The 26337-nt window shown below is 70.8% G+C and carries 27 protein-coding genes; 15 read left to right on the top strand and 12 right to left on the bottom strand.

Annotated features, from left to right (window positions below; genetic code table 11):
• Positions 1-66: 66 nt before the first annotated feature.
• On the bottom strand, positions 67-1059 hold the full coding sequence (locus tag ACIBG8_RS39260; protein ID WP_397348287.1) for a helix-turn-helix domain-containing protein: 993 nt from the start codon (positions 1057-1059) through the stop codon (positions 67-69).
• Positions 1060-1190: 131 nt separating this feature from the next.
• On the opposite strand from ACIBG8_RS39260, the gene ACIBG8_RS39255 reads away from it, so the two are divergent.
• Both ACIBG8_RS39255 and ACIBG8_RS39250 read left to right on the top strand, forming a co-directional pair.
• Positions 1191-1517 (top strand): putative quinol monooxygenase, encoded by a 327-nt coding sequence (locus tag ACIBG8_RS39255; RefSeq protein WP_397348286.1) that lies wholly within the window; start codon positions 1191-1193, stop codon positions 1515-1517.
• A 9-nt stretch (positions 1518-1526) separates the two neighbouring features.
• Positions 1527-2288, top strand: coding sequence for an isocitrate lyase/phosphoenolpyruvate mutase family protein (locus tag ACIBG8_RS39250; protein WP_397348285.1), 762 nt, complete (start codon positions 1527-1529; stop codon positions 2286-2288).
• A gap of 306 nt (positions 2289-2594) precedes the next feature.
• Here the strand turns inward: ACIBG8_RS39250 and ACIBG8_RS39245 are convergent, their stop codons facing one another.
• Positions 2595-3401 (bottom strand): helix-turn-helix transcriptional regulator, encoded by an 807-nt coding sequence (locus tag ACIBG8_RS39245; RefSeq protein WP_397348284.1) that lies wholly within the window; start codon positions 3399-3401, stop codon positions 2595-2597.
• 104 nt (positions 3402-3505) lie between these two features.
• On the opposite strand from ACIBG8_RS39245, the gene ACIBG8_RS39240 reads away from it, so the two are divergent.
• Genes ACIBG8_RS39240 through ACIBG8_RS39230 form a run of 3 tightly spaced genes read left to right on the top strand, consistent with a single transcriptional unit; the run spans position 3506 to position 5883 of the window.
• Positions 3506-4210, top strand: a complete 705-nt coding sequence (locus ACIBG8_RS39240; protein WP_397348283.1) for a dienelactone hydrolase family protein — start codon at positions 3506-3508, stop codon at positions 4208-4210.
• The gene (locus tag ACIBG8_RS39235) at positions 4207-4578 is read left to right on the top strand and encodes a carboxymuconolactone decarboxylase family protein (protein ID WP_397348282.1); all 372 of its coding nucleotides are present in this window, start codon (positions 4207-4209) and stop codon (positions 4576-4578) included. The genes ACIBG8_RS39240 and ACIBG8_RS39235 overlap by 4 nt, the downstream gene beginning before the upstream one ends.
• A gap of 12 nt (positions 4579-4590) precedes the next feature.
• Positions 4591-5883, top strand: a complete 1293-nt coding sequence (locus tag ACIBG8_RS39230; RefSeq protein WP_397348281.1) for a cation:proton antiporter — start codon at positions 4591-4593, stop codon at positions 5881-5883.
• Between the two features lies 1 nt (position 5884).
• Here the strand turns inward: ACIBG8_RS39230 and ACIBG8_RS39225 are convergent, their stop codons facing one another.
• Together ACIBG8_RS39225 and ACIBG8_RS39220 are read right to left on the bottom strand one after the other, a co-directional pair.
• Positions 5885-6184 (bottom strand): hypothetical protein, encoded by a 300-nt coding sequence (locus ACIBG8_RS39225; protein WP_397348280.1) that lies wholly within the window; start codon positions 6182-6184, stop codon positions 5885-5887.
• 128 nt (positions 6185-6312) lie between these two features.
• On the bottom strand, positions 6313-7134 hold the full coding sequence (locus ACIBG8_RS39220) for an alpha/beta fold hydrolase (RefSeq protein WP_397348279.1): 822 nt from the start codon (positions 7132-7134) through the stop codon (positions 6313-6315).
• A 47-nt stretch (positions 7135-7181) separates the two neighbouring features.
• Here ACIBG8_RS39220 and ACIBG8_RS39215 point away from each other — a divergent pair, with 47 nt between their 5' ends.
• Positions 7182-7826, top strand: coding sequence for a winged helix-turn-helix transcriptional regulator (locus tag ACIBG8_RS39215; protein WP_397348278.1), 645 nt, complete (start codon positions 7182-7184; stop codon positions 7824-7826).
• Positions 7827-7978: 152 nt separating this feature from the next.
• On the opposite strand, the gene ACIBG8_RS39210 is transcribed toward ACIBG8_RS39215, so the two are convergent.
• Positions 7979-8503 carry a PadR family transcriptional regulator gene (locus ACIBG8_RS39210; protein WP_397348277.1) on the bottom strand — a complete coding sequence of 175 codons (525 nt, stop codon included), beginning with the start codon at positions 8501-8503 and terminating at the stop codon, positions 7979-7981.
• 53 nt (positions 8504-8556) lie between these two features.
• Here ACIBG8_RS39210 and ACIBG8_RS39205 point away from each other — a divergent pair, with 53 nt between their 5' ends.
• From ACIBG8_RS39205 to ACIBG8_RS39185, 5 genes are all read left to right on the top strand, one after another.
• Entirely contained in the window at positions 8557-9291 is a 735-nt protein-coding gene (locus tag ACIBG8_RS39205) for an alpha/beta fold hydrolase (RefSeq protein ID WP_397348276.1), read from the top strand.
• 51 nt (positions 9292-9342) lie between these two features.
• Positions 9343-9834, top strand: a complete 492-nt coding sequence (locus ACIBG8_RS39200; protein ID WP_397348275.1) for an alpha/beta fold hydrolase — start codon at positions 9343-9345, stop codon at positions 9832-9834.
• Complete coding sequence (locus ACIBG8_RS39195; RefSeq protein WP_397348274.1) at positions 9831-10610, top strand: phosphotransferase; 780 nt, start codon at positions 9831-9833, stop codon at positions 10608-10610. Before ACIBG8_RS39200 ends, ACIBG8_RS39195 begins: the two co-directional genes overlap by 4 nt.
• A gap of 62 nt (positions 10611-10672) precedes the next feature.
• Positions 10673-12394 carry an alpha/beta hydrolase gene (locus ACIBG8_RS39190; protein ID WP_397348273.1) on the top strand — a complete coding sequence of 574 codons (1722 nt, stop codon included), beginning with the start codon at positions 10673-10675 and terminating at the stop codon, positions 12392-12394.
• Between the two features lie 59 nt (positions 12395-12453).
• A complete protein-coding gene (locus tag ACIBG8_RS39185; RefSeq protein ID WP_397348271.1) occupies positions 12454-12834 on the top strand; it encodes a hypothetical protein in 381 nt (126 codons plus the stop codon).
• Here ACIBG8_RS39185 and ACIBG8_RS39180 read toward each other — a convergent pair.
• From ACIBG8_RS39180 to ACIBG8_RS39150, 7 genes are read right to left on the bottom strand one after another with little or no spacing between them, the layout of a single operon-like run.
• Positions 12798-14396, bottom strand: coding sequence for a GMC family oxidoreductase N-terminal domain-containing protein (locus tag ACIBG8_RS39180; protein WP_397348270.1), 1599 nt, complete (start codon positions 14394-14396; stop codon positions 12798-12800). The genes ACIBG8_RS39185 and ACIBG8_RS39180 overlap by 37 nt on opposite strands.
• Positions 14397-14449: 53 nt before the next feature.
• The gene (locus tag ACIBG8_RS39175; protein ID WP_397348269.1) at positions 14450-15175 is read right to left on the bottom strand and encodes an SDR family NAD(P)-dependent oxidoreductase; all 726 of its coding nucleotides are present in this window, start codon (positions 15173-15175) and stop codon (positions 14450-14452) included.
• Positions 15162-16619, bottom strand: a complete 1458-nt coding sequence (locus ACIBG8_RS39170) for a sugar ABC transporter ATP-binding protein (protein WP_397348267.1) — start codon at positions 16617-16619, stop codon at positions 15162-15164. Before ACIBG8_RS39170 ends, ACIBG8_RS39175 begins: the two co-directional genes overlap by 14 nt.
• Positions 16620-16623: 4 nt before the next feature.
• Positions 16624-17649 carry a sugar ABC transporter substrate-binding protein gene (locus ACIBG8_RS39165; protein ID WP_397348266.1) on the bottom strand — a complete coding sequence of 342 codons (1026 nt, stop codon included), beginning with the start codon at positions 17647-17649 and terminating at the stop codon, positions 16624-16626.
• Positions 17646-18590 (bottom strand): ABC transporter permease, encoded by a 945-nt coding sequence (locus ACIBG8_RS39160; RefSeq protein WP_397348265.1) that lies wholly within the window; start codon positions 18588-18590, stop codon positions 17646-17648. The genes ACIBG8_RS39165 and ACIBG8_RS39160 overlap by 4 nt, the downstream gene beginning before the upstream one ends.
• Positions 18590-20038: a benzaldehyde dehydrogenase gene (locus ACIBG8_RS39155; protein ID WP_397348264.1), complete on the bottom strand. Its 1449-nt coding sequence runs from the start codon at positions 20036-20038 to the stop codon at positions 18590-18592. Before ACIBG8_RS39155 ends, ACIBG8_RS39160 begins: the two co-directional genes overlap by 1 nt.
• A 17-nt stretch (positions 20039-20055) precedes the next feature.
• Entirely contained in the window at positions 20056-21627 is a 1572-nt protein-coding gene (locus ACIBG8_RS39150; RefSeq protein WP_397348869.1) for a thiamine pyrophosphate-dependent enzyme, read from the bottom strand.
• Positions 21628-21738: 111 nt separating this feature from the next.
• Between ACIBG8_RS39150 and ACIBG8_RS39145 the strand changes: the two genes are divergently transcribed.
• The 4 genes from ACIBG8_RS39145 to ACIBG8_RS39130 all read left to right on the top strand — a co-directional run bounded on the left by ACIBG8_RS39145 (position 21739) and on the right by ACIBG8_RS39130 (position 26307).
• Positions 21739-22539: an IclR family transcriptional regulator gene (locus ACIBG8_RS39145; RefSeq protein WP_397348263.1), complete on the top strand. Its 801-nt coding sequence runs from the start codon at positions 21739-21741 to the stop codon at positions 22537-22539.
• A 209-nt stretch (positions 22540-22748) separates the two neighbouring features.
• Complete coding sequence (locus ACIBG8_RS39140) at positions 22749-23150, top strand: hypothetical protein (protein ID WP_397348262.1); 402 nt, start codon at positions 22749-22751, stop codon at positions 23148-23150.
• On the top strand, positions 23147-25657 hold the full coding sequence (locus ACIBG8_RS39135) for an ATP-binding protein (protein WP_397348261.1): 2511 nt from the start codon (positions 23147-23149) through the stop codon (positions 25655-25657). The genes ACIBG8_RS39140 and ACIBG8_RS39135 overlap by 4 nt, the downstream gene beginning before the upstream one ends.
• Positions 25642-26307, top strand: a complete 666-nt coding sequence (locus ACIBG8_RS39130) for a response regulator (protein WP_397348260.1) — start codon at positions 25642-25644, stop codon at positions 26305-26307. Before ACIBG8_RS39135 ends, ACIBG8_RS39130 begins: the two co-directional genes overlap by 16 nt.
• Positions 26308-26337: the final 30 nt, after the last annotated feature.

The following is a 26337-nucleotide window of genomic DNA, read 5'->3' as shown; positions in this document are numbered from 1 at the left end:
CGACGTCACCGACGAGCAGCCGACGCCTGTGGTTGTCGGCCCGGGAGCGGGTCGGCATGTTCACCTTCATCGGCTACGACGTCCCCCGCTCAGGGTGAGGAGGCCGGTGGGGAGGTCGATGGGGTTGGCGTCTGCGAGGGCTGACGGGGTGGGGAAGGTGTGGGTGAGGCCACCTGGCAGGCCGGGGACGTGGGTGCCGAAGCGGGTTACGAAAGCCTCCAACTGGTCACCGTTCAGCACAGCTCGGACGCTGTCCTCGAAGGGGTCCCAGACGCCCAGCTCCAGCCCGAGCAGGCAGCGCACGCGGTCCACCACGTGGATCAACCCCTCCCAGTAAGGAAGGTGGGCCCGTAGCAGCAGATGGTCGGCTCCGCCGGGGGAGATCTCCACCAGACCCGGCGCACCCCCGACGGTGATGGTGCGCAAATAGGTGGTGCCGGAGACGGCTTCCATGCCGGGTACGGCCCGCGCCCCCAACCGTGAGCGGACCACGGCGAAGGAGTATCCAGGCACCGTGGGGAGACGCAAGGTCAGGCCGCCGTCGGCCGCCAGGCGGTCGGCGCGCTGACGCCGGGCGCGCAGCGCCGTGGGGGAGGCGCGGAAGATCTCCATCATCGTGCGGTTGAACTGGCGAAGGCTGCCGAACCCCGACGCGAAAGCCACGTCGAGCACGGTCAGGTCCGTGTCGTCCAGGAGCCGCCGCGCGAAATGCGCCCGCCGCGAGCGGGCCAGCTGGTCGGGCGTCGCGCCCACGTGGGTGAGGAAGAGCCGCCGCAGATGCCGCGTGGACAACCCCACCCGGGCCGCCAGCGCCGCCTCAGTGCCCTCGTCCAGCACGCCGCCGATGATCAGCTGCCACGCGTGGCACACCAGCTCCGGCGCGTCCGCTCCCAGCGGAGCCGCCACCCGGTACGGCCGGCAGCGCAGGCAGGCGCGGAACCCGTCCGCCTCGGCCGCGGCGGGATGCTCGTACGTGCGCACGTTCCTGGCCAGCGGCTTCGCCCCGCAACCCGGACGGCAGTAGATGCCGGTGGTCATGACGGCGGAGTACGTGGTCATACCCCAAGGTCTACGCCAAGCGGCCCGGATCGCGCCGGTCAGATCCGGACATTCTGGTGGCCGGATATGGCCGGACCCCGCCAGGCGGCCGGCAACAGGATGTGATCACAACACCCACCGAGGAGGATCACATGCTCGCCAAGGTTTTCCCGATCAAGCTCAAGGACGGCATGCAGGCGGCGGCCGAGGAGGTCGTCGCGGAGTTCGCGCCGAAGGGTCCGGCCGTGGAGGACGGCACGCTGTCGTTCCGCGTCTACCGGGATCCGGCCAACCCCGACTACCTGCTCTTCGTCGAGCACTTCGCCGACCAGGCCGCCTACGACGCCCACACGGGCTCGGTCGCCTACCAGGAGCTGATCGCCGGAAGGTTCGCCGGGATGATCGTGGAGTTCGTCGAGATCGGCCACGAGCCGGTGTGCCTGGATCCGGTGCTCAAGAATGTCGGAGGGCATGCGTAGAGTCCTCACATGACTCTGAATTTCGCAGACCTCCACCGCAAGGGTGACCCGCTTCTCCTGCCGAACGCCTGGGACGTCGGCTCCGCCGTGGCCATCGCGAGCGCCGGGGCGAAGGCGATCGCCACGACCAGCGCCGGCGTGGCCTGGTCGCTCGGCGTTCCGGACGGCGCCGACCTGGGGGTTGACCGGGCCGCCGCGGTGATCGAGCGGATCGTGCGCGCCGTGGAGGTGCCGGTCTCGGCCGACATCGAGGCGGGGTACGGCTCGCTCGAGGCGACCGTGGCGGCCGTCGTCCAGGCGGGGGCGGCCGGTGTGAACATCGAGGACCGGGTGGCGGGCGTCATGCTCGACCCGGCCGAGCAGGCGGAACGGCTGGCCGCCGCCCGCGCGGCCGGGGGGTCGGTGTGGATCAACGCGCGCACCGACGTCTACCTGGGCGGAAGCGCGGACCTCGACGAGGTGAAGCGGCGGGCCGAGGCCTACGCGGCTGCGGGTGCCGACAGCTTGTTCGTCCCTGGGCTGATCGATCTGGAGGCGATCGCGGAGCTGACGTCCGGGCCGCTGCCGATCGCGGTGATGGCGTGGGCGGGGGCGCCTAGCGTGGCGGAGTTCACGGCTGCCGGGGTGGTGCGGATCAGCCTGGGGTCGGCGATCGCCCAGGCGGCGTACGCGGTGGCGGCACGTGCGACGACGGAGTTGCTGGAGAAGGGCGTCTACGACGTGACGGGGGATGGGCTGCCGTACGACAAGTTGAACACCCTGCTCGCCTGAGGGGCCTCGTGGGCGACGGTGACCGGACAGGTTGTCGTGCTTCGCCCAACGGGCGGGCGACTCACGTGAGGGGCGGCATCCGCGATGCGCCCCGCCAGGCACGCGCGCGCGGCTCGCCCGGCACGCATGGAGCCTCTCCTGTGCGCCCGCGGGGCCGGTATGGGGCTGCGGGTCTGCTCGGGAGGGGCGCGCAGCCCACCTGTGCGCACGCGGGTGGGCCTGTCCGGCACGCGTGGAGCGCTCTTCCCGCTCGGGCGGAGCTCTACCCGCACACGGGGAGGTCCTCCCGCACAGGCGGAGATGCGTTCAGGTGAGTGTTTTCGCGGTGGTCCAGGAGGCGAGGATGGTCAGGGCGGCCTCCGTTGGGCTGTCTGCCGGAGGGATCAGGGTGACGAGCTTCTGACCGGGGACACCCGCCACCTCCAAATGCTCGTAGGCCAGCTCCAACTCACCCACCAACGGATGGTGAAACCGCTTCACCCCATGCGTCCGCTGCTTGACGTCACGCCCAGCCCAAAGGGTGCGGAACTCCGTGCTCGCCATCGACAGCTCACCCACCAGCGTGGCCAGCGCGCGGTCGCCCGGGAACTGGGCGGCCGCCAACCGCAGCTGCCCCACGGTGGTTGCGGTCACCTCGTCCCAGTCGCCGTAGAAGTCACGCGCGGCCGGGTCGAGGAACGCGTACCTGGCCAGGTTCTCCGCAGGGAACAGGATCCCGGCGAGGTGGTTGGCCGCCAGCACGTCCCAGCGGTGGTTGACGATCAACGCGGGCGCGCGCTCCAGGAACGTCATGAGCCTGATCAACTCGGGCCTCACCGCCTCGGAGCGCTGCCTCGAAGGACGCCGCGCCGGTCTCGCCAGCCGCGTGAGGTGCCCCCGCTCCACCTCGTCCAGCCGCAGCACCCGCGCGATCGCGTCGAGCACCTCCTCGGAGGGCGAGGCCGAGCGCCCCTGCTCCAGCCGCACGTAATACTCCACGCTGATCCCGCTCAACTGGGCGACCTCCTCGCGGCGCAGCCCGGGGACGCGGCGGCGGGCGCCGTGGTTCAGCCCGGCGCTCTCGGGCGTGATCCGTGCACGGCGCGATTTCAGGAAATCTCCCAGCTCAGCCATGCCATCAAGTATGTCTGGGATGTCGGGTTCTTATCCTGGCCCTGCGTGTACCAGGACAAGCAGGGATCTGGGTACGGCCCAGCCGTACGGACAGCCTGATGGACATGTGCCACACAACAGACAGCCGCCCGCCGGCTCCTCCGCAGTTCACCTCGGTCGCCTCGCACGGGGCCCGCACGCTGGTCGCGCCGGACGGCGCGCAGGTGTCCGCCTACCGGGCGGATCCGGTCGTTTCCAACGGGCGCAGCGTGGTGTTGCTGCCCGACGTGCGGGGGTTGCACCCGTTCTACCAGGATCTGACGCAGCGCTTCGCCGAGGCGGGGTTCAGCGCGGTCGCGATCGACTACTTCGCCCGCGTGGACAGCGACGACCCCACCGATCCGTCGTTCGACCTGATGAAGCACGTGGCCCTGTTCGACGACGCCAGCGTGACGCTCGACGTGGCGGCGGCGATCGCGGAGCTGGACGGGCCCGTGTACACCGTCGGGTTCTGCATCGGCGGCAGCGCGTCGTGGCGCCAGGCGGCGGCCGGGCACGAGCGGCTCGCGGGGGCCGTCGGTTTCTACGGCCTGCCGGGGCGCGCCGCGGACGTGGCGGCGGAGATCGACCGGCCGTTGCTGATGCTGCTCGCGGGCGCGGACAGCGCGACCACCCAGGAGGAGTTCCAGGCGTTCGCCGACAGCCTGGCCTCGCCGTACGAGATGCAGGTCTACGACGGGGCGCCGCACTCGTTCTTCGACCGGGCACACGGCGAGTGGCAGGACGCCTGCGACGACGCGTGGAAGCGCATCCTGGACTTCACCGCGTGAACGAGCGTTATGACCGGGGCCGGGCGCTGTTGGAACGGCTCGGCGATCCGGCGGCGATCGAGGCGGCGTTCGAAGGGGTCGCGCCTGACCTGGCGCGCTACGTGATCGAGTTCGCCTTCGGCGACGTCTACGCGCGCCCTGGCCTGGACGCCGGCCGGCGCCAGCTCGTCACCATCGGCGTCCTCACCGCGCTCGGCGGCGTGGAGGCGGCGCTGGAGTTCCACATCGCCGCGGCGCTCAAGGTGGGCGTCACGCGGGAGGAGGTGGTGGAGGCGATCACGCACTGCGTGCCGTACGCCGGATTCCCGAAAGTCGTCGCGGCCATGCGCATCGCGAGAAAGGCTCTGGCGCAGGCGCAACAGGCGTGACACGGTCGCGATGTGACCGGTCTCCAACTGCGCGGCACCCGTCCCTCCCGGCTCGGCATGCTCCTCGGCCTCGGGATCCTGATCACCACCGTGGCCCTGTGGCCGGGCGGGATCGGAAGTCCTGACCCGATCACCCGGTTCCTCCTGGCGGTGGCGGTGATCCTCATCGCCAGCCACCTGTGCGGCGAGGCGATGCGCCGCCTCAACCAGCCACCCGTCCTGGGCGAGATCCTCGGCGGTCTCCTCCTCGGCCCGTCCGCGCTCGGACTGGTCTGGCCGCAGGCCGTCACCTGGCTGTTCCCGCACGACGTGCTCGACAGCCTCGGCAAGGCCGCCCAGCTCGGCCTCGTGGTCTTCATGTTCCTGCTCGGCTGCGAGCTACGCGTGGACCGCATCGAGCGGGTCCGGGTGATCGCGGCCGGGGTGGTCGGCGGCATGGGCCTGCCGTTCGCGGCGGGCGTGGGGATCGCGCTGGTGGCCGGGCCGATGCTCGGCACCTCCGCGGTGTTCTTCGGGCTGGCGCTGGCGATCACGGCGCTGCCGGTGCTGGCCAGGATCCTGGTCGACCTCAAGCTCGACAGGACCGCGCTCGGCGCCCTGTCGCTGTCGACGGCGGCGATCGGGGACGGCCTCGCCTGGCTGGGACTGACGCTGATCCTGGCGGGTGGCGCGGTCAAAACGGCCGGGCTGGCCGCTGTGCTGGTGGTCGTCACGTTCCTGTGCGTACGTCCCGCTCTGGCCGCGCTGGTGGCGCGGGTGCGGTCGGAGCAGTTGCTGACCGTCCTGCTCGTGGCCGGGGCGGTGGCGTTCGCCGCCCTGACCGAGCTGATCAACCTGCACCCGGTGATCGGGGCGTTCATCTTCGGTACGGCGGTGCCGCGCGACTCGCCCGTCGTGGACCGGATCAGCAGGCAGCTCCAGGGGTTCACGCTGACGATCCTGCTGCCGCTGTTCTTCGCCGGGGTCGGGCTGAACACGGCGATCACCCTGCTTGGCGGTGATCCGTACCACTGGGTGCTGTTCGTCGTGGTGCTGCTCGTGGCCCAGGCGACCAAGGTGATCGGCGCAGGGGGAGCGGTACGGCTGGCGGGGCTGCCCGCCGGTCAGGCGCTGCAGTTCGGGACGCTGATGAACTGCCGCGGCGTGACCGAGCTGGTGATCGCCAGCATCGGGCTGCAGGCCGGGCTGGTGAACCGGCTGGGCTTCACCATCCTCGTGCTGATGGCCGTCTGCACGACCGCGGTCACGGGTGTCGCGATGCGCCGCCTGATGCGCAGGACGCACCAGACGGCGGAGCGGTACTGACCTACATCCGGTCGAAGTAGTTGCGCCAGACGTAGGCGTCCTTCCACTTGCCCTGCGCGACCTTGATCCAGTGCGTCGGCCCGGTCCCCTTGGTCACGCAGGTGCCGAAGATCGGCGCTTCGCGCTCCTCCGGGACGACGCCGACGGTGCGGTATTGCTTGCCCGGCCCTGACTTGACCGGGATGTCCTTGTCGGCGCTGAGCGTGTACCGGCAGGTGGTCGCGGCGGATGCGGGGGCGGTGAACGCCAGCCCGCTCAGGACGACCGCGGCCGCCGTCACTCCGAGTGCTGTGCGGAGCATGATCAGCCCTCTTTTCGTGTCCTAGGGAGTTATGGCCATATATAGATCTATTTCACGAAATAGGCTGATAAAAGGGGTAGCCGGGGATCGTGGGGCGGTCTTTTCCCGGTCGGTGGAGGTTTTACCGGTTACCGGGTGTGTTCGGTGATTGCCTTGATGACCGTGTCCCAGACCGGGAAGGGCGGCATCTGGTGCCCCACGCCGGGCAGCGGGATCAGCGTGGCGCCCGGGATCTCCCGCGCCAGCGCCTCGGCGTGGCCGTACGGGAACAGCTGGTCCGCCGTGCCGTGCAGCACCAGGGTGGGCGCGGTGATCTCGCCCAGCCGTGGACGGATCGCGTCGCCGCCCTCGATGACCCAGTGGTTCGACGCGGCGGCCGGGTCGGGGCTGCGGTCGAAGACTTTTCCGGCGATGGCGCGCACCCTGGCCTCGTCGACCGGGATCGTGCCGGCGAACGTGCGCTCACCGTCCAGGAAGTAGGCGATGACCGCCTCGCGGTCGGTCCAGTCGGGGCCTGGCGACGGTTCGTGGAACCTCTTCTTCAGCTCGTCGCTCATCGGCGGCAGGCCGGGGCCGCCCGGACTGGTGGAGATCAGGGTGAGCGTCAGGACGCGGTCCGGATGGCGGACGCCGAGGTGCTGGGCGAGGCTCCCGCCCATGGAGATGCCCACGATGTGCGCGGCGGCCACGCCGTACGCGTCGAGGATGCCGACCGCGTCGGCGACCAGATCGTCCCACGTGTAGCCGGGCTCGCCGACCGGGTAGGTGATCGAGCTGCCCGTGTCGCGGGTGTCGTAGCGGATCACGTGGCGGCCGGTCGCGGCGAGGCGGGCGACGAAGTCGTCCTCCCACCAGTCCATGGCCGACTCGGCGCCGCCGATGAGCAGGATCGTGGGGTCGGTCTGGTCACCGAACGCTTCTACGGCCAGCTCGACGTCGTTGATGTGCATGGCAAGGACGCTACTACTAAATTCGTAGTGCATGCTACTGTTTTCGTATGAAGAGGACGTACGGCCAGGCCTGCCCGATCGCGCACGCGCTGGACATGATCGGCGAGCGCTGGGCGCTGCTGGTGGTGCGCGAGCTGCGCCTGGGCCCGCGCCGGTACGCCGACCTGCAGGCGGCCCTCCCCGGCATCGGCCCGAGCGTGCTCACCCAGAGGCTGCGCGACCTGGAGGAGGTCGGCGTGCTGCGCAGGCAGACGCTACCCCCACCGGCGGCCAGCAAGATCTACGAGCTCACCGAGTGGGGCGCCGAGCTGGAGCCGGTGTTCGCCGCGCTACGCGTCTGGGGGATGCGCTCGCCGGTCGTGCCGCTGGCCGGGGAGATCAGCGCGGACACCGTGCTGCTCGGGCTGCGCGCCTACTTCGTCCCGCAGCCGCTCAGGCCGTGGACCGCGACGTACCGGATCACGCTCGACCGCGAGGTCTACCGGGTGGACGTCGTCGACGGCGAGCTGGCCGGCGTCGTGCGCGGCCAGTCGCCTCCGTCGGCGGACGTGGCGGTGGAAAGCGACCACATGACCCTGCAGTCGGTGCTCGATCGCGGGCGCTCGCTGGAGTCGGCGATCGAGGACGGCACGCTCACGCTGAGCGGCGACGTCGAGGCTTTCAGACGGCTGGTCAACGCCCGCGCTCGGTGAGCATCTCGCGCAACCAGTGGACCTCAGTGCTCGAGCTTGGTGAGGATCTCGCGCAACCAGTGGACCTCAGTGCTCGAGCTTGGTGAGGATCTCGCGCAACCAGTGGATCTCAGTGCTCGAGCTTGGTGAGGATCTCGCGCAACCAGTGGATCTCAGTGCTCGAGCTTGGTGAGGGTCTCGCGTAGCCACTGGATCTCGGTGCGGCTGGTGGCCGTGGCGATGGTGAACAGGCCCTGGCGGAAGGGGTCGTCGAAGTCGGCGGCGCGCAGCGGGCGGTCGCCGTCCCAGAAGAAGCTGGCCGGTTGGGTGAGGAAGGTCAGCCTGCGCCGCAGGACCGCCGCCTGGTCGGCCGGGCTCTCCAGGTGGCGCAGGAACGCCAGCATGGTGAACCAGCGGTTCTCGTCGGTGACGAACAGCTCCTCAGGCTCGCGCAGCCGCCGCTGGAGCTCGGCCCGCCCGGCCGCGGTGAGATGCAGGACCTGGCGTGGCGCGGCCACGGTGCCCGGCTGGAGGTTCTTGCTGAGCCAGCCGTCGCGCTCCAGGCGCTTGATCGCGGGATAGAGCGTGCCGTCGGCGATGGGCCGGACGTGGCCGGTCAGCGCGGCGATGCGCCTGCGCAGGTCGTAGCCGTGCAGCGGCTCGTCGTAGAGGAATCCCAGGATCGCCAGCTCCAGCATGCCCACCAGCATACCTTGACGGCGATATACATCGATGTCTTAGTATTCAGGCCATGAGAGACATGATGGTTCGTCCTGATGGAACCCGGATGCGCTGGGTCGAGCTGCCCGGCGCGGACCCCGCCCGCGTGTTCGTGCACGGGCTCGGCGCCTCGGCCGCGCCGTACTTCACCCCGGCGGCGACGCATCCCGCGCTGGCCGGGCGGCGGACGTTGATGGTGGATCTGCTCGGATTCGGCATCAGCGACAGGCCGGTCGACTTCGACTACACGATGGAGGCGCACGCCGACGCGCTGGCCGCCGTGCTCGACGGCGCGGGGGTGAAGGGGGCCGAGGTCGTGGCGCACAGCATGGGCGGCACCGTGGCCGTCCTGCTGGCCGTGCGCCACCCGCACCTCGTGTCGTCGCTGGTGCTGGTGGACGCCAACCTTGACCCGGTCCATAACAGTCGTTCTGGCATCGCGTCGTACACCGAGGAGGAGTTCGTCGCCGAGGGGTGGGCGCGGACGCTGGAGCGGGTCGGACCGCACTGGGCGGCGACGATGCGGCTGGCCGGGCGCGAGGCGCTCTACCGCACGACCGTCCACCTGATCAGGGCCGACGTCCGCGCGGACCTGCTCGGCCTGACGATCCCGCGCACCTTCCTCTATCCGTACGCCGACGGCGAACCGGCGGGCGCCGACGTGTTGCGGGCGGGCGGGGTGCGGGTCGTGCCCGTCACGGATTGCGGGCACAACATCATGCTCGACAATGTGACCGGATTCGTGGAGGCGGTGGCTGGCGCCTGACCCCTGGACGAGTGCCCGTTCATGATGTCTTCTGCACTTATGGGGCATTTGGTGTCTAGGGACGGCACGCGCATCGCTTTCGAGCGGCAGGGGAGCGGGCCCGCGGTCATCCTGGTGACGGGGAATCTCGACGACGGTACGGAGAACGCGCCGCTCGCCACCGAGCTCGCGCCGCGTTTCACCGTGTACACCTACAACAGCCGCGGAAGGGGCGACAGCGGGGACGGCCTGCCGTACGCGATGGAACGGGAGACCGAGGACATCGACGCCCTCATCGCCGAGGCCGGAGGGGCGGCCCACCTGTTCGGCATCTCCTCGGGCGGCGCGCTCGCCTACGACGCGGCCGCGCTGCCTCCCGCCGGGATCGCCCGGCCGGTGCTGGTGGCGACCGGTGGCGGGATGAGCTTCTACGAGCAGGCCGGCGATGCGCTCGCGGCGATTCTCCCCAAGGCGGAACGGGTGACGGTGGACCAGGGGCACGTGGTCGACGCCAGGACGTTCGCGCCCGTTCTCCGCAGGTTCTTCCAGGTCGACGCCGCGTGAGGGCCGTACACCTGGAGGGCGGCAACGACGGCGGCGCGATCCGCATCGGCTCCACGGTGCGGCGGAAGGTGCGTGGCTGGACGCCTGCCGTACACGACCTCCTCAGGCACCTGGAGCGCAAGGGCTTCGACGGCGCGCCGCGCGTGCTCGGCTTCGACGACGAGGGGCGGGAGGTGCTCAGCTTTCTCGACGGCGAGACGATGGGAAACAGCCAGATCTGGCCGGAATGGACCCGCACCGAGGACACGCTGTGCCAGGTCGCCTGCTGGTTACGTACCTACCACGAGGCGGTGGCCGACTTCGTGCCGCCCGCGGACGCATTGTGGCGCATCGGCGGGCCGTGGACGCCGGGGCTGATCATCGCGCACAACGACGCGGCGCCGTTCAACGCCGCCTGGCAGGGGGGACGGCTGACCGGCTTCTTCGACTGGGACTTCTCGGGCCCGGTCTCCGCGGAGTCTGACCTGGCTTGGACGGCTTTGAGCTGGGTTCCGCTGTATGCGCGTCATGTGGCGGCGGCTGAGGGTTTCCACGACTTCGGCGCGCGGCCCCGGCGGCTGCGGCTGTTTCTCGAGGCGTACGGCTGGCGCGGCGATCCTGCGGCGATCCTGGACGAGATGCGGGTGCGGATGAGCGCCCGCGCTTGTGCGATCAGGCAGGGGGCGGCTGCGGGGGATCCGTTGTATCTCAAGCTGTACGCGCAGGGGGTGGCGGACGATGTGGAACGGGCGGTGATCGAGCTGGACGACCTCGGCATTTACCGCATTCGCGCATGACTCCGGGCAACGTGCCGATCGGCTGAGCGGCTGGTCGCCGGGCTGCCATCCTGGACCGGGTCATGGAGGCTTCTTCTGGTGCGGCTGCTTCTGTTGCGGCGCTCGCCCTCGCCCGGGTCGCGACGCTCGCGGCCGCGCACCATGCCGACCTTGATGGGGCGGCGCGGCTCATGCACGCGCACGCCTGGGTCGGTGGCGGCGCACCCGCCTTCGCCTCTGACCTCGGTGGCCGTCGGGTGGCTCTGCAGGCGGCGTTCTCTGGTGCGCTGGCCTCTCTGGCCGATCTGGTCGTACGGCAGGGCGGTCAGGTTGCGCCGCTCCCGTCTTTTGGCACCTCGGTGGCGGCCATCGGTCCGGCTCCTTCCGGATATCAAGGGATATCACCGGAGGCGATGGCGGCCTTGATCTCGGCGCTCTCCGATGCTGGCGCGGTGCTGCCGTCGGTGGGGTCGCGGCTGGCGGCCGAGCTGTCGGGGGTGGGTTTGTCCGCTGACTTCGGTCAGTCGGTGGGGGCGATCGGGGTGTGGGCAGGGGCTCAGGCGCCTGACTTACGCCGACGCCTGGCACTGGTCCGCCGGGAGGCGCCTGATGTGTTGCCCGCCGGGGTCGTGGCGTACACCCTTTTTGGCGGATATATCCAACTAGAGGAGCTCTTGAGACGTCTGTCCGCCGGGGACTCGTCAGCGGTTGCTGCGCTGCTGGCCGTACAGGAAGGCGACCCGACGCTGGCCGGTCGGATCAACGCATGGTGGCGCGCTTCGCCCCAGGACGAGTTGCTCGACGTGCCAGGATTTGGACTGCTCAACGGCCTGCCTGCCGTGGTCCGCGACCGGGCCAACCGGCGTTCGCTGGCGTTGGAGAAGGCGCGGCTGGCGGCCGCTATTTCCGCGGCCACCACAACCCTGCAACCGTCTGACCTCGGCCATTGGGAACTGCTGTCCAACCAGTTGAGACGCGCCGAGATGATCGAACGCGAGCTGCAGCCGATGCCCGGTCACCCTGTGCCGTTGCTGCTTTCATATTCGCTCGATGGCCTCGGACGGTTGGTGGTCTCCTGGGGTGACCCCGACACCGCTGACATCACGGTCACATCGGTCTCCGGGCTGACGTCTGGTCTGGACGCGGCGCACGGTGATCTGCAGCGGGCACGCGCGTTGTGGCAGCAGTCCACAGCCACCAGCGGGGACCGCGCAGTGGCGTCGATCACCTGGCTGGGCTACGACGCACCGCAACTCGACCCAGGGGTGCTCGTACCAGCCACATCAGTGGCCTTCTCCCAGGCGGCCGCCCGTGGCGGGGGTGCTTTGGCCGGGTTCGTCGACGGCCTGCGTGCTGCCCACGAACCATCCGGGACCGCCCGTTCCGTGGTGATCGGCCACTCATATGGCTCGCTGACCGTGGGCCATGCGGCTCGTCTGCGCCCTGGTCGGCTGGCTGACGACCTGGTGTTCATCGGCAGCCCGGGGGTTGGGGTGGGGTATGCGTCCGAGCTGGGGGTGCGCGGTGGCCATGTGTGGGTGGGCGAGGCAGGGGGAGACCCAGTGGCGGCGTTGGGCCGCTTCGGCACCGACCCCGGCCACGCATCCTTCGGCGCCAACCATTTCCCGGTGGGCAGAGACGTCTTCACTTCAGCGCATAGCAGCTATTGGGATCAGGACTCGGTATCGCTCACCAACATGGGCCACATCATCAATGGCCATTACGACAAGCTCATTCGGCCACAGCCTCTCGATGACCGGCCGCAGCTGTTGCTTCCCCAAGTAGCGACCCCACCAAAGAGGTGACATCTGCCATGCGTCGAGCTGTCCTCGCTGTTCTCGCTCTCATCCTCTCGGGGTGCACCGTGCAGGAATCCACCATGACCCAGGCCCAAGCCCTCAACCGGGTCGAGCAATTGGTCCATGAAACGGCTGAGGCCATCACCCCACATCCACGGCTGGAACTGATCCCGTATTCCGTTGCGACCAGTAGTTGCCTCGACCACGGGGTAGTGATCAACCGCAAGTATTGGCTACGTGATGTACCCAAGGCCGAGAACATGAGCGTTTCCCGGCAAGTGCGCGCGTTCTGGCAGGCGGGCGGTCACACGATCGTCGCGTCAGGCGACGACGGGAATCCAGGCCTGAGCGGGCTATCTCGTCCTGACAACTTCATCCTTGCCCTGGTGTGGGCCGAGGGGGACGACCTCTATCTTGCCGCGACCTCCCCCTGCGTCACGCGTTGAATGCCCTCGGCGACCCGTAATGCCAGCGCCATCACCGTCAGCGACGGGTTCACCGACAGGGATGCTGGGATCAGGGAGGCGTCGCCCACGAACAGGCCCTGCACGCTGTGGGATTGGCCGTCTTTGTCCACCACTGACTGGGCTGGGGCGCCCATGGGGGCGCTGCCCTGGACGTGGGAGGTGCACAAGCCGGTCCAGATTACGCGGGTGGCTCCGGCGGCTCGTAATACGTCCACGGCAAAAGACAATGAGGAATCCAGTCGGCGCCGCTCCACAGGGGAGAAGTGTTTGGTGAAGACGTCCCCAGGCGCCACGGACGCGGTGTTCAGGTCGTTGGACATCACCAGCATCCCCGCCCACCGCCGGTAATCGTGCATGACCCTCTTCAAGTCCACCCCCCACAACGGCAGGCTGCTGGCAAATGCCACCGGGTCCTGGATCGTCGTCGCCTCCATGACGAAGTCTCGCTGGAAATCCAGGCAGTGCGCGGTGATCGGGTAGACCATGTGGCAGTCCATCTCGTCGGGAAACAGACCGTAGACGAGGCGGGCTGGATGCAGACCCAATGTTCCGGGGAATTCGGGGATCCCCGGGCTTGACTGCAGGATTTGTGGGGTGTTCAACGCGCCGCCTGCCAGCACCACTACGGGCGCATGAACAGTTCCGCCTGCGTGCCTTACACCGTGTACCCGTCCTTTGGAAATGAGGACGGAGGACACCTGCACGCCTGTCGCCAACCGGATTTCCCCACGAGCCAAAGCGGGGGCGATCCACGTGTTCAGGGTGTTCTTTCCGGCATTAGTGGGGCAACCCTGCAGACACGAACCGCATCGGGTGCAGTTGTAGTCCGTATACGACTCCACCGGCGCCAGATCCGCGCCCAACGCCTGAAAGCCTCGCCGTACCGTGTGGACACTCACGGGCCAGTCCGAACGCGTCCGCACCCCCAGAGTCCGTTCGATGCGGTCGTAATACGGCTCCAGGTCCTCCAGCCCGTACGGTCCCCCGGACGCCCCCACCAGCCCCGTCGTCGCGTGGAACGCCGCCACGTCGAACGGCGCCGCCCGCATCGCCACCTTCGTGTTGATCACCGTGGACCCGCCCACGCACCTCCCCGCCAGCAGCGCCAGCGGCCCATCCCCCTCCACCTGCACGAACCGGGGAGGCCACCACAACCGGTGGTTGGCGCGCACCTCGAACCGCGTGTGGTCCGCCGCGGTCCGCAACCGGCCGGCCTCCAGCACCAGCACGTCGTACCCGGCCGCACCGAGCTCGGCCGCGATCACCCCGCCGCCAGCCCCGGACCCGACGACCACGACGTCCGCCTGCGCGTCACCGAAAGCCACGGGGGGATCGTCGGCGAAGTCCCACGTCTTGCGTAGCCGTACGGCCTGAGGTGGATGGAAGCCGATCGCGTCGTGCCCGGTCGGCCCTGAATATTCGGGTGCCGCGTAGTCCCCGAAATACGCCTCGATCACCAGGGAGCGGACGCGGTCGAACTCGGGCGTGCCCGGAGAGAGGTCCTGTGCCGGAACGTCCCGAGAAGCGAGGTAGTCAGCCACCCCCACGGCGGCAGACCCGGGCACCAGCCAGTCGCAGATCTCCTCCAGAGTCCTCACAGGAACGCCGCACCCCCGTCCACGTTGATCGTCTGTCCGGTCAGGAACGCGCTGCCCGGATCGCACACGTACAGGAGCGTCGACACCAGGTCCGACGGCTCGGCGACGCGGGGCACCCGCTGCGTGGCCGCCACCCGTTCGAACCCGCCGTCGGCGCCGGTGCTGCGGGCGGCGGTGTCGGTGCGGGTGAGTCCGGGCGCGATGGTGTTGACGGTGATGTTCTCCGGCCCGAGCAGGGTGGCGAGCGAGCGGGTCAGCCCGATAAGCGCCGCTTTGGAGGCGGTGTAGGCGACGATGTCCGGCGGCCCGGCGAACACGGCCGCCGAGGCGATGTTGACGATCCGCCCCCACCCGGCCCGCCGCAGGCAGGGGAGCAGGGCCTGCGTCACGAGGAACGGTCCCTCGACGTTGACCCGCAGGATCCTCCGTAAGTCCGCCACGGACGTCTCCTCGAACGGGATGGGTGGATAGATCCCGGCGTTGTTGACGAGGATCTGCGCCTCGCCGACCGCGGCGACCGCGCGAAGCACCTGGTCGGGGTCGGTCACGTCCACGGTGAACGGCTCGAACGACGGGCCGATCAGCGCGGCCGTGGACCCCTGGTCGGCCATGTCGAACCCGGCCACCCGAGCGCCGGACGAGGCCAGGGCTACGGCGAAGACCTGGCCCAGTCCCTGAGCGGAGCCCGTCACCACCGCGGTGAGACCGTCAAACCGTGCCATTGCGGCTCCCTGTCGTCGCGATGTGCAGGATCTCGTGCTCGGTGATCTCCCCGGCGGTCAGCGAGGCGGTGATCTGGCCGCGGCGGAAGACCAGCACCCGATCGCACAGCTCCACCAGCTCGCCCAGGTCGGTGGAGGTCATCAGGACGATCCGCCCTTCGGCGGCGAGCGACCTGATGATGTCGTGCATTTCCGCCGTGGCGCCGATGTCGACGCCGCGCGTCGGGTCGTCGAGCAGCACGATGCCCGGCGCGGTCTCCAGCCACTTGGCGAACACGACCTTCTGCTGGTTCCCGCCGGAGAGCTGGCCGGTGAGCTGGTCGGGGCCCGAGGTCCTGATCCGCAGCCTGGCGATGGCCGCGGCCGCACGGGCGCGCAGGTCCTTCGCGCGGAGCAACCTTCCTGTACGGCCCAGCGCCACCGACTGCACCTGGGCCACGTTTTCCCAGACTGGTTTGTCGAGCATCAGGCCCAGGCGCTTGCGGTCGCTCGGCACGACGGCGACCCCGGCGCGGATCGCCGCACGAAGGTTCCGAGGGGCGGGCTGCCCGCCGGGGAAAACCACCTCACCAGCAGACAGACCCCGCACCCCGCAGACGACGTCGAGCACCGCACTCTGCCCGGCCCCCGCCAGCCCGGCCAACCCGATGATCTCCCCGGGCCGCGCCTCCAGATCCACCCCGCCGAGCGCCCCCGCCACATGCACCCCGCGAAGGATGAGCCCAGAAGAGGAGAGGCCCGCAGACGTGCTGACGCCTGCCGTACCTCGCGAAGGCTGGTCGCCGAGCATCGCGTGGACGATCGTGTCGAGCGTCAGCTCCCCCATAGGCACACCGCTGAGCACGTTGCGCCCGTCACGCAGCACCGTGACCACGTCACACAGCTGCACCACCTCCTCCAGCAGATGCGACACATAAACCACAGCCACCTGCCGAGCCCGCAACGCGGCGAGCACCCGCAGCAGCCGCGCCACCGCGTCCGCCTGCAGCGCCGAAGTAGGCTCGTCGAGGATCAGCACGGAAGGGTCCGTAAGCAACGCCCTCGCGATCTCCACGAGCTGCCGCTCCGCCAGCGACAACGACCCGACCAGCGTGTCGACCGGCCGACCGAACTCCAGCGAGGCCAGCACCGGCCCCGCCCGCCGAGCCAGCGCCCGCCGGTCCACGTAGAGCCCGCGCGGCGCGGGAAACAGGTTGTCCAGCACGGTCAGGTCGGGAAACAGGTTCAGCTCCTGGGACACCACCGCGATCCGGAACGAGCCGTCCAGCAGCAACGACCCCGTGTCCGGCGGCAGCGCGCCGGAGAGGATCCGCACCAGCGTCGACTTCCCGGCGCCGTTCTCCCCGAGTAACGCGTGCACGGTCCCCGGCGCCACGGAGATCGACGCCCGATCGAGCGCCACCACCCCACCGAACCGCTTGCTGACCTCGGACGCGACGTACATCGCCCTACTTCGCCTCGCTCATCGGCCGCAGCTTCCCGGCAAGACCGGCGAAGAACGCGTCCGCCTTGGCGGACAGCCAGGCCCGCTTGGCCGAGTCGGAAGCCTGCCGCGCGATGATCTCGTCCACGTTCGCCTTGGTCACCAGCAGATGCCCGGGATCCACCCATCCGGACGGCAACGCCTTGCCCGACTTCGCCGCTTCAGCGAGCAGCCGGATCGCCACGTACCCCTTGAAGTAGTGCTCGGGCGACATGGCGGCGAAGCTGGTCCCGTCCTTGACCGCCTGCAGCGTCTTGGCGTCCAGGTCGAACGCCCCGACCAGGTACTTCCCGCCGTTCGTCTGCTTGGCCTTGGCCAGGTTGTAGGCGTCCTGGTCGCCGGTGCCGAGGAAGGCGAGCGCCGCCGGGTTGGCCTTGACCAGCCCGTTCCAGATCTCGAAGTTCGCCGCCGGGTCGTTCTTGGTCTCGTACGGTCCCAGCACCTTCACGCCGGGCAGCTTCTCGGCGAACGCCTCCTTCATCCCGTTGGCCCGCTCGTCGAGCACCGGCACGCCGGGGTTGGGGGTGCCGAGGACGACCGTGCCCGTGGCGCCGGCGGGGAGCAGCTTGATCGCTTCGAGGGCGAGCTGCTTGCCCGCGCCGCGGTTGTCGTTGCCGACGTAGAGGCCGACGTTGCTGCCCGGAGCAGGAACGGTGTCCACGCCGACGAGCCTGATCTTGCGCGCCGCCAGGTCGGCCAGCGGCCGGACGAACAGCTCGGGCGCCAGGTCCTCGATGGCGATGCCGTCGGGAGCGGTGCGGCCCAGGTCGCCGAAGAGCTTGACCTGCGCGGGCGGGTCCACCGAGTTGGGGGCGCTGACCTGCAGCTCGACCCCGCCGACCGCGTCCGCGGCGAACTTCCCGCCGGCCGCCATCTCCTGGGCGAAGTCGGCGTCCGTCGTGGCCACCGAGAAGCCGATCTTCGGGGTGCCGGACGCCGTGCCGGAACATCCCGCCACGAGCAGCAATAAGGCGGCGAGGGCGCGTTTCATGAGACCTCCACTGATCCGCGACGGCGTAGCAGCGCGTCGAGGGCGACCGCGAGCAGGATGACGATGCCGGTGGCGAACAGGCTCCAGTTGATGGGGACGCCGAAGTAGACCAGGCCGCTGGCGACCGTACCGAGGATGATCGTGCCGATCACCGAGCCCCAGACGGTCCCCGAGCCGCCGCGCAGGGGCGTGCCGCCGATGATCGCGGCGGCGATGGCCTGCAGCTCGTACCCCTGGCCGATGGTGGGCTGGCCGGAGGCGAAGAAGCCGAGGGTGAGCACGCCGGCGACCCCGGCCAGCGCGCCCGAGAGGGCCAGCACCTGCAGCCGCATGCGCGGGATGGAGATGCCCGAGAACCGCGCCGCCTCGGGGTTGGACCCGATGGCCCTGACCCGGTGGCCGAACGGGGTGTGCTTGAACACCACGGTCAGCGCGGCCGCGACGGCGACGAGCAGCCAGATCGAGGTGGGCACGCCGAGCAGGTCGCCGCCGACGACGGTGAAGAACGGGTCCTCGCGCGGGAGCCCGGCGACCTGCCTGCCGTCGCTCAGCGCGAGGGCCAGCCCGCGGAAGACGGACAGCGTGCCGAGCGTGGCGATGATCGACGGGATCTGCAGCGCGTTGCACAGCACCCCGTTGACCAGGCCGAGCACCCCGCCCGCCGCGACGCCGCCGAGCGCGGCGAGCCACGGGTTGACGCCCGCGCGCATGAGCATGGAACCGGCGATGAGGCTCAGCGCGTAGGTGGAGCCGACGGACAGGTCGAGCTCGCGCATGGCGAGCAGGTACGTCATGCCGCAGGCGAGCACGCCGACGTAGGAGGCCTGCCGTACGACGTCGAGCAGCTGGGCCCGGTCGAGGAAGGCCGGGTGGAACAGGCCGATCACCACCACCAGCGCCACCAGCACCACGACGATGCCGAGCTCGTTGAACCGCTTCATCAGAACGGATACGTCTCGATCTGGCCCTGCAGGGTGATCCAGCGAGTTTCCGTGAAGGCCTCGATGTTGGCCGACGCGCCGCCGAACCTGGAGCCGGTGCCCGACGCGCCCACGCCGCCGAAGGGGGCGACCGCCTCGTCGTCCACGGTCTGGTCGTTGATGTGCACGATCCCGGTGGGGATCCGCTCGGCCAGCTCCAGCCCGCGCATCGCGTCAGCGGTGAGGATCGACAGCGACAGCCCGTACGGCGAGGCCGACGCGAGCGCGGCCGCCTCGTCGAGGGAGGAGAAGGAGAGCACGGGGGCGACGGGCCCGAAGACCTCCTCGGCGTACACCGGACTGCCTGAAGAGAGCCCGGCCAGGACGGTCGGACGGTAGAACAGCCCCTCGTAGGTGCCGCCGGTGACCACCCGATCGGCGTCGGCGGACACGAGCGCGTGGATCTTGTCCCGCTGGGCCGCGTCGATGATCGGCCCGAGCGCGACGTCCTCGGTGAACGGGTTGCCGACAGGTAGCTTCGACGCCTTGTCCGCCAACCTGGCGACATATTCCTCGAAAAGGGATGCGTGCACCAGGTGGCGACCGGCCGTCATGCAGATCTGCCCCTGGTGGAAGAAGGACCCCCACGCCCCGGCCGAGACCGCCTTGTCCAGGTCGGCGTCGCCGAGCACGATCTGCGCGGAGTTGCCGCCCAGCTCCAGGTGCACCCGCTTCAACGACCGTGCCGCCGCCTCTCCGACGCGGCGGCCCGTGGCGGTCGAGCCGGTGAAGGAGATCACCCGGACCAGCGGGTGCTCGATCAGCGCCGCACCCGTCTCCGCGCCACCGGGCAGCACGTGCAGGAGCCCGTCGGGCAGGCCCGCCTCCTCGAAGACGCGGGCGATCGACACCCCGCCGCACACGGCGGTGCGCGGGTCCGGCTTGAGGAGTACGGCGTTGCCGAGCGCGAGCGCCGGAGCCACGGAGCGGATGGCCAGGATCAGCGGCGCGTTGAACGGCGCGATCACCCCCACCACCCCGGCGGGCACCCGCCTGGCCAGGCTGAGCCGCTGCTTGGCCGTCGGCAGGATCTCGCCCAGCGGACGCGAGGCCAGCGTCGCCGCCTCGTAGCACTCCTGCGCCGCGACGTGCGTCTCGAACGCCGCCTTGCCCCTGATCGAGCCGGACTCCCTGGTGATCCACTCCTGGATCTCGGCCGCGTGCTGCTCGAAGGCGAGCCCGGCCCGCCTGAGGACGGCTGCCCGCTCCTCGAAGGACGTCCGCGCCCACGCGGGCTGCGCCGCTGCCGCTCGTTGCGCGGCCGTGGCCAGCTCGGGCGCCCCGGCCAGCCCGATGCGCCCGAGCGCGTCCCCGGTGGCCGGTTCCGTCACGGGCGCCGTCACGGCGGCGGGGATCCAGCCGCCGCTGAACAACGATCCCGACCAGGTCTTGGAGTCGAGCAAGGTCATCGCGGCACCTCAGATTCCTAGGGGGTTACGGACACATCAAGCAAGAGCGGTTCCGTACGGCCGGCCAGCCCGGGAACCACCTCGTCGAGCACGGCGAGCAACTCGTCACGGCCGTCGATGCGGAGCGCGGGGCAGCCGAAGGAGCGCGCCAGCCCGCTCATGCTGACCTCGGCGAAGCCCGGCCACGGCGCCTTGCCCCGCCCGTGCGCCTCGGCCAGGCCGTCCATCACCGCGTAGCGCCCGTTGGCGAGCACCACGAACAGCGCGCCCACGTGGTAGTGGGCGGCGCTCCACAACGCCTGGATGCCGTAGATCGCCGAGCCGTCCCCGACGACGGCGACCACGGGCCGGTCCGGGTCGGCCATGCGCAGCCCGACAGCGGCGGGGAGCGCGAAGCCCAGGCCGCCCATCGCGGCGGAGACGAAGCCCATGGGCCGCCTGGCCAGGAGCAGCCGGTGCAGATCGGGCCTGGAGGAGGGGCACTCCTCGACGACGACGGTCTCCGGCGGCAGCCGTACGGCCAGGGCGGACAGCACGTGAGCGGCCGTCAGCCCGTCGCCCTCGGGGAGCTGCGCAGGGCCGGGGCGCTGGAAGCGGTCGGTGTCGCGCGGCGGGGTGGCCGCGCTGAGCTGCTCGCAGACGGCGGCGGGCGAGCCGAGCAGGACCAGGTCGGCCGGGCTGCGGTGCGCCTCGGCCGGGTCGTCGGTCACCACGGCGAGCCTGGCGCCCTCGGGCAGCAGCCCGCCGGGCTCGTACTGGTAGTGGCGGAACGCGGGAGCGCCCACGACGAGCACCAGGTCGTGCCCGGACAGCGCCTCCCGCTGCTGGCCGCGCCCCGGCGGGAGTACCCCGGCGTACTGCGGATGGTCCTGCGGGAACCCGGCCCGCGCGCCGAAGGACTCCTGCCACACCGGGCAGCCCAGCCGTTCTGCCAGCGCCACCAGTGCGCCCCAGGTGCGGGCGTCGTCCGCACCGGACCCCACGACGAGGGCGGGCGAACCGGCCGCGGCAACCAGAGCAGTCAATGTTGAAATTTCCGGCATGGGGATACCTCTCACCAGGGCACGTGGTGCGGCGATCACGTGGTCGGCGGGCATCTGCGCCGTCCAGTCGTCCGTGGGCACCACCACCAGCGCCGGCCCGCGCCCGGTCAGCGCCTCGTGCCACGCCCTGGCGATCGCCCCGGGAACCTCCTGGGGCAGCGCCGGCTGGCCCGTCCACACCGGGTAGTCACCGGCCAGCCCGGACAGCCGTCCGGCCAGGAAGGGTTCGAGCGCCAGGTGCCGCCGGTCCTGCTGGCCCACGACCACCACCAGCGGAGCCCGGTTCACCCGGGCCGTCGCCAGCGCGCCGACCGCGTTGCCGAGCCCGGCCGTGGTGTGCAGGACGGCCAGCGCGGGACGCCCGGAGGCGAGCGCCAGCCCGGTCGCCATGCCCACGACCGACCCCTCGTGCAGGGCGAGCACGAACGCGATGTCGTCGGGGAGCCCGCAGAGCAGCGAGATCTCGGTGGAGCCGGGATTGGCGAACATCGTCGTCATGCCATAGCGGCGAAGCATGTCAAAGGTGACTTCTCTGACCGTCTGCATCATGCTCCCATGGTGTTCGGAGACCGAACAGTGGTTCGCAAGGTGGACGCTAGGCCGGAGTGAGGAGCGCGTCAATATAGTTACGTTGAGGTAAGTAATGGAGGGGGTTCCATGGAGGAGCGGGGCGCCGAGTACGTCCAGTCGCTGGCCAGGGGCCTGTCGGTGATCCGCGCTTTCGGTGCGGAACGCCCGTCTCTGACCCTCAGCGACGTCGCCAGATCCACCGGGCTCACCAGGGCGGCGGCCCGCCGGTTCCTGCTCACGCTGGTCGAGCTCGGCTACGTGCGCACCGACGGGCGGCTCTTCTCGCTGGCGCCGCGCATCCTGGAGCTCGGCTACGCGTACCTGTCCGGCATGTCGCTGCCCGAGGTCGCGCAGCCGCACCTCGAACGGCTGGTCGCGGAGGTGCACGAGTCCGCTTCCGTCGCTGTGCTGGACGAGGAGGACGTCGTCTACGTGGCGCGCGTCGCCACTTCGCGGATCATGCGGGTCACCATCAACATCGGCACCCGCTTTCCCGCCCACCCGACCTCGATGGGGCGCGTGCTGCTGGCCTGGCTGCCCTCGCTGGACGGCTACTTCGACCAGGTCGAGCTGCGGCGGCACACCTCGCGCACGATCACCTCGCCGAGCTCGCTGCGGGCAGAGCTGGACCGGGTGCGCGTGCAGGGGTGGGCGATGGTGGACCAGGAGCTGGAGGAGGGGCTGCGGTCGATCGCGGCGCCGATCAGGGACGGCTCGGGGCAGGTGGTGGCGGCCATCAACGTGTCCACGCACGCCAGCAGGACCACGGTGGAGGCGGCGCGGCGCGACCTGCTGCCGTCGCTGCTCGCTACGGCCGCGCGCATCGAAGCGGACCTCCAGGCATCAGGCACCCAGGTCCCGCCCTACCGCCGCCTGGAACCGTCCTAGGTGAACGCCACCACCTCCTGCACGTAGCCGGAGCCTGTCGCGAGGTCGGTGACGGGGTCGCCGATGGAGAGGGCGTCGGCCGGGTCTGCCAGGGCAGCTTGGCCATGCTCCCGGCATAGCAGAAGTCGAGCAAGAACAGGGTGGGGAATGCCCTACCATACCGGGACCGGGAGAGGCTATGGACTGGACTCTGTTGTGGTTCATCGGCGGTGGCGGGGCTGGTCGGCGAGCGCGAGAACAACCTGGCGATCATGAAGGCCGAGAGCGGGCGGAAGGCGGCCGTGATCGCGACTGAAGGGCAGCGTGAGGCCATCCCGGCCCTCTCGCTCCGCCACGACGGGCCGCTTGTGGGCGTGCGGCTGGAGACCCTGGCGGTGGCGCCGACCGCGATCCACGGCAGGGACATCGTCCACGAGAACCTTGGCCCCGACACGGTCCTCGTCACGCCTGGTGGAGTTCGGCTCGGGGCCGAGGTGGGCGTGCGTTCTCTGGGTGGGTTGATCATGTTCGGGGGGACGGAGGACGAGGTGCTCAGCAGTGCTCGGGTCCTGCCCCCTGGTCCGCGTTCCGTGGTGGCGGCGGGCGAGGTGCTCCTCGGGCTGCTGCGTTGATCGTTCTGTGGGTGGTTCTGGCCGTCGTTGTCGTGTACGGCGTGGCCGTGCGGCGCACCGCCGGGACGGCGGGGGCCGTGGCGCTGGGCTTCGTCGTTGCCGCCGGAGTGGCGGCGGGCGTCGCCGGGTGGCGGGTGCGTGACGTCGCGGGGAGTTTGTTGCTGGCTGCCGGGGTGGCGGCGGTGGTGTGGGCGTTGGGGCGGTGGCGGCGGCGCGTCCTGGCCCGGCGTGACGCTCTCACCGTCTTTCGTTCGCGGGCCGAGGCGGTGCCTGTGACGGCGGCGGGGGTGGAGCGGCTGCGGCTCGCCGGGGCGCTGCACGACACCGCGGCTCATCGGCTCACCGGCATCGTGGTCTCGGCGGCGTCCGCGTTGCGTTTGGGGTCGGGGCAGGAGGAGGTCCTGTCGTATGCGGCGGGGGAGGGGCGGCTGGCCGTACAGGAACTCTCGGCGCTCACGGTGCCTGGGGTGGTACGGCTGGCCGACCTGGACGCGCTGGCCGGTCCGGGCGTGGTGTATCGCAGGACGGTTGACGAGGCGCGGGGCGAGGTGGCGGCGGTCGCGTACCGCGTGGTCCGGGAGGCCCTGACCAACGCATCCCGGTATGCGCCGGGCGCCGAGGTTTCGGTGGACATCACCTCCGAGGACGGCGACCTGGTGGTGACGGTCACCAACGGCGAGCCCTCGGCGCCCTCCCACACGTTGGGGACGGGCCGGGGGTTGGCGGGCCTCCGCACCGCCGTCGCCGCCTGCGGCGGCACCCTCACAACCGGCCCCCGCCCGACTGGCCCCCTCACGACTGGCCCCCGCCCGTCGGAGCCTCGCCCGTCAGAGGCCCGCCCGATGGGGCTCCGCCCGTCGGAGCCTCGCCCGTCAGAAGCCCGTCCTTCGGAGCCCCGCCGGTCAGCGGATCGCCCGACCCAGGCCCGCCCGACGGGGCCTCATCCGACTGAGACCCGCCCGACTGAGGCCCGCCCGATGGGGGACTGTCCGTCGGAGGCCCGTGCGACCGGTCCTCTCGCGATGGAGCCTCCCCGCATGGGGGACCCGACCACGGGGCCTGTTCCCGCGGGGTCTCTCGCCAGCGGCGCGAGTCCACAGGGTGGGTGGGAGGTGGTGGCGCGGGTTCCGTTGGTGGTGCGGCGGGATGGGCGCGAGGAGGGCTGGCGAGCGAGGCGTGCGGAGGGCTGGCGAGGGAGGCGTGGGGAGGGCTGGCGAGCGAGGCGTGCGGAGGGGTGGCGGGGGAGGCGCGAGGAGGGCTGGTGGGGGTGGCGTGGGGAGGGGTGGCGGGATGGGCGTGGGGAGGGGTGGCGGGGGAGGCGTGGGGCTGACTGGGCGCTGGTGGCGCTGGCTGTCGGACTGTCGGTGGGGACGAGTCTGCTGGACGACGTTCCTTCGGATCTCGCGCTGCTCCTGCCGCTCTCCACGCTGCATGCGCTCCCGCTGGCGTGGCGGCGGCGGGCGCCGGGCTGGGGGCTTGCGGTGGCGTTGGCGATCTATCCGGTCATGGTTGTCGCCAGGGCCGCGCCACCGGCGGGGGATGTGTTCCTGTGGTGTTCGTGGGTGGAGTTGGCGCTGCTCTACGCCATCGGGCTCACCAGGAAGGGAGCCGTGGCGGTGCTCGGTGTGGCCGCCGTCGGGGGGTTGGCGCTCGCGGCTGGGCCGGGGATCGTCGGGAACCGGCTGGGGGCGTGGGCGGTGCTGGCGCTGGGCGTGGCCGTACCTGCTGCATTGGCCTGGGGGTTGGGTGCGGGGGTCGGGGGGTGGCGGGCGCGGCTCGCGGTGGGTGAGGCCAGGGCGCGGACGGCGACGGGGGAGCGGGCGGCGGCAGCCGTACAGGCCGAGAGGGAACGGGTCGCGGCCGGGTTGCGGCGGACGGCGGTACGGCAGGCAGAGGCGGTCGTGACGGCGGCGGAGGCGGGACGGCTGGCGGACGTGCTGGCGGAGGCCAGGGCGGGGCTCGCCACGCTCAGGGATCTGCTGGAGGAGATGGGCGAGACGGCCGAGCCCGCGCCGACCCTGGCCGGGGTTGCCGCGCTGGCCTCCAGCAGGGGTGCGGTCGTCCGGATGGTGGGGGAGCGGCGCGAGCTGGACCCGGCTACGGAGGTGGCGGTGTTCCGGGTGGCGGAGCGGCTGCTGGAGCACGCCGACGAGGTGACCGTGTCGTACCTGGACGGCGGCCTGACCGTGGCGGGCATGAGCGAAAAAGGGCTGGCGAAGGACGCCTCGGCGGGCACCCGCGCGAAGGGCGCCTCGGCGGGCACAGACGGGAGGGGTGCCCCGGCGGGCACGGACGGGAGGGGTGCCTCGGCGGGCACGGACGGGAGGGGTGCCTCGGCGGGCACGGACAGGAAGGGCGCCTCGGCGGGCACCCGCGCGAAGGGCGCCTCGGTGGGCGCGGGTGGGAAAGGGGCTGACGTGAAAGGGGTCATGGAGCTCGTTGACGCGGTGGGTGGTGAGGTCACGTCGGGGCCGGATGGGACGATACGGGTATGGCTTCCCGAGTGATCACGGTCCTGGTCGCCGACGATCAGACCGTCGTGCGGGCGGGCATCGCCGCCGTCCTCGACGCGGAGCCCGACCTCACAGTCGTGGGCCAGGCCGCCGACGGCCGGGAGGCCGTCGAGCTGGCCACGGAGATCCGCCCCGACGTGGTGCTCATGGACGTCAGGATGCCGGGCCTCGACGGCCTCCGCGCCACCGCCCGCATCACCGAGGAGCTCCCGGGCACCCGGGTCGTGGTCCTGACGACGTTCGGGATGGACGACTACGTCTTCGGCGCCCTCCGCGCGGGCGCCGCCGGGTTCCTGCTGAAGGACGCGGAACCCGAGCGGGTGATCGACGCCGTCCGCGTCGTCGCCAAGGGCGACGCCATGCTCGACCCCGCCGTCACCAAGCGGCTGCTCGCCAGGTTCGTCCAGGAACCACAGCAAAGCGCCCCGACCAACCTCACCCCGCGCGAGACCGAGGTGCTCAAGCTCGTCGCCACCGGCCTGAGCAACGCCGAGATCGCCGGACACCTGGGCATCAGCGCCCCCACCGTCAAGGACCACGTCGCGGTGGTCCTGGCCAAGCTCGGCGTCCGCAACCGCCTCCAGGCCACCATCGCCGCGTATGAGACGGGCCTCGTGCACCCCGCCGCGCGGCGGGGTAGGTGACCGTTCGCGGGCAGGAAGAGAACGGACGAT

Source organism: Nonomuraea sp. NPDC050556, from assembly GCF_044457355.1.
Lineage (GTDB): Bacteria > Actinomycetota > Actinomycetes > Streptosporangiales > Streptosporangiaceae > Nonomuraea.
The sequence above is the reverse complement of the archived record's forward strand: the minus strand, read 5'-3'. Positions and strand labels throughout refer to the sequence as shown.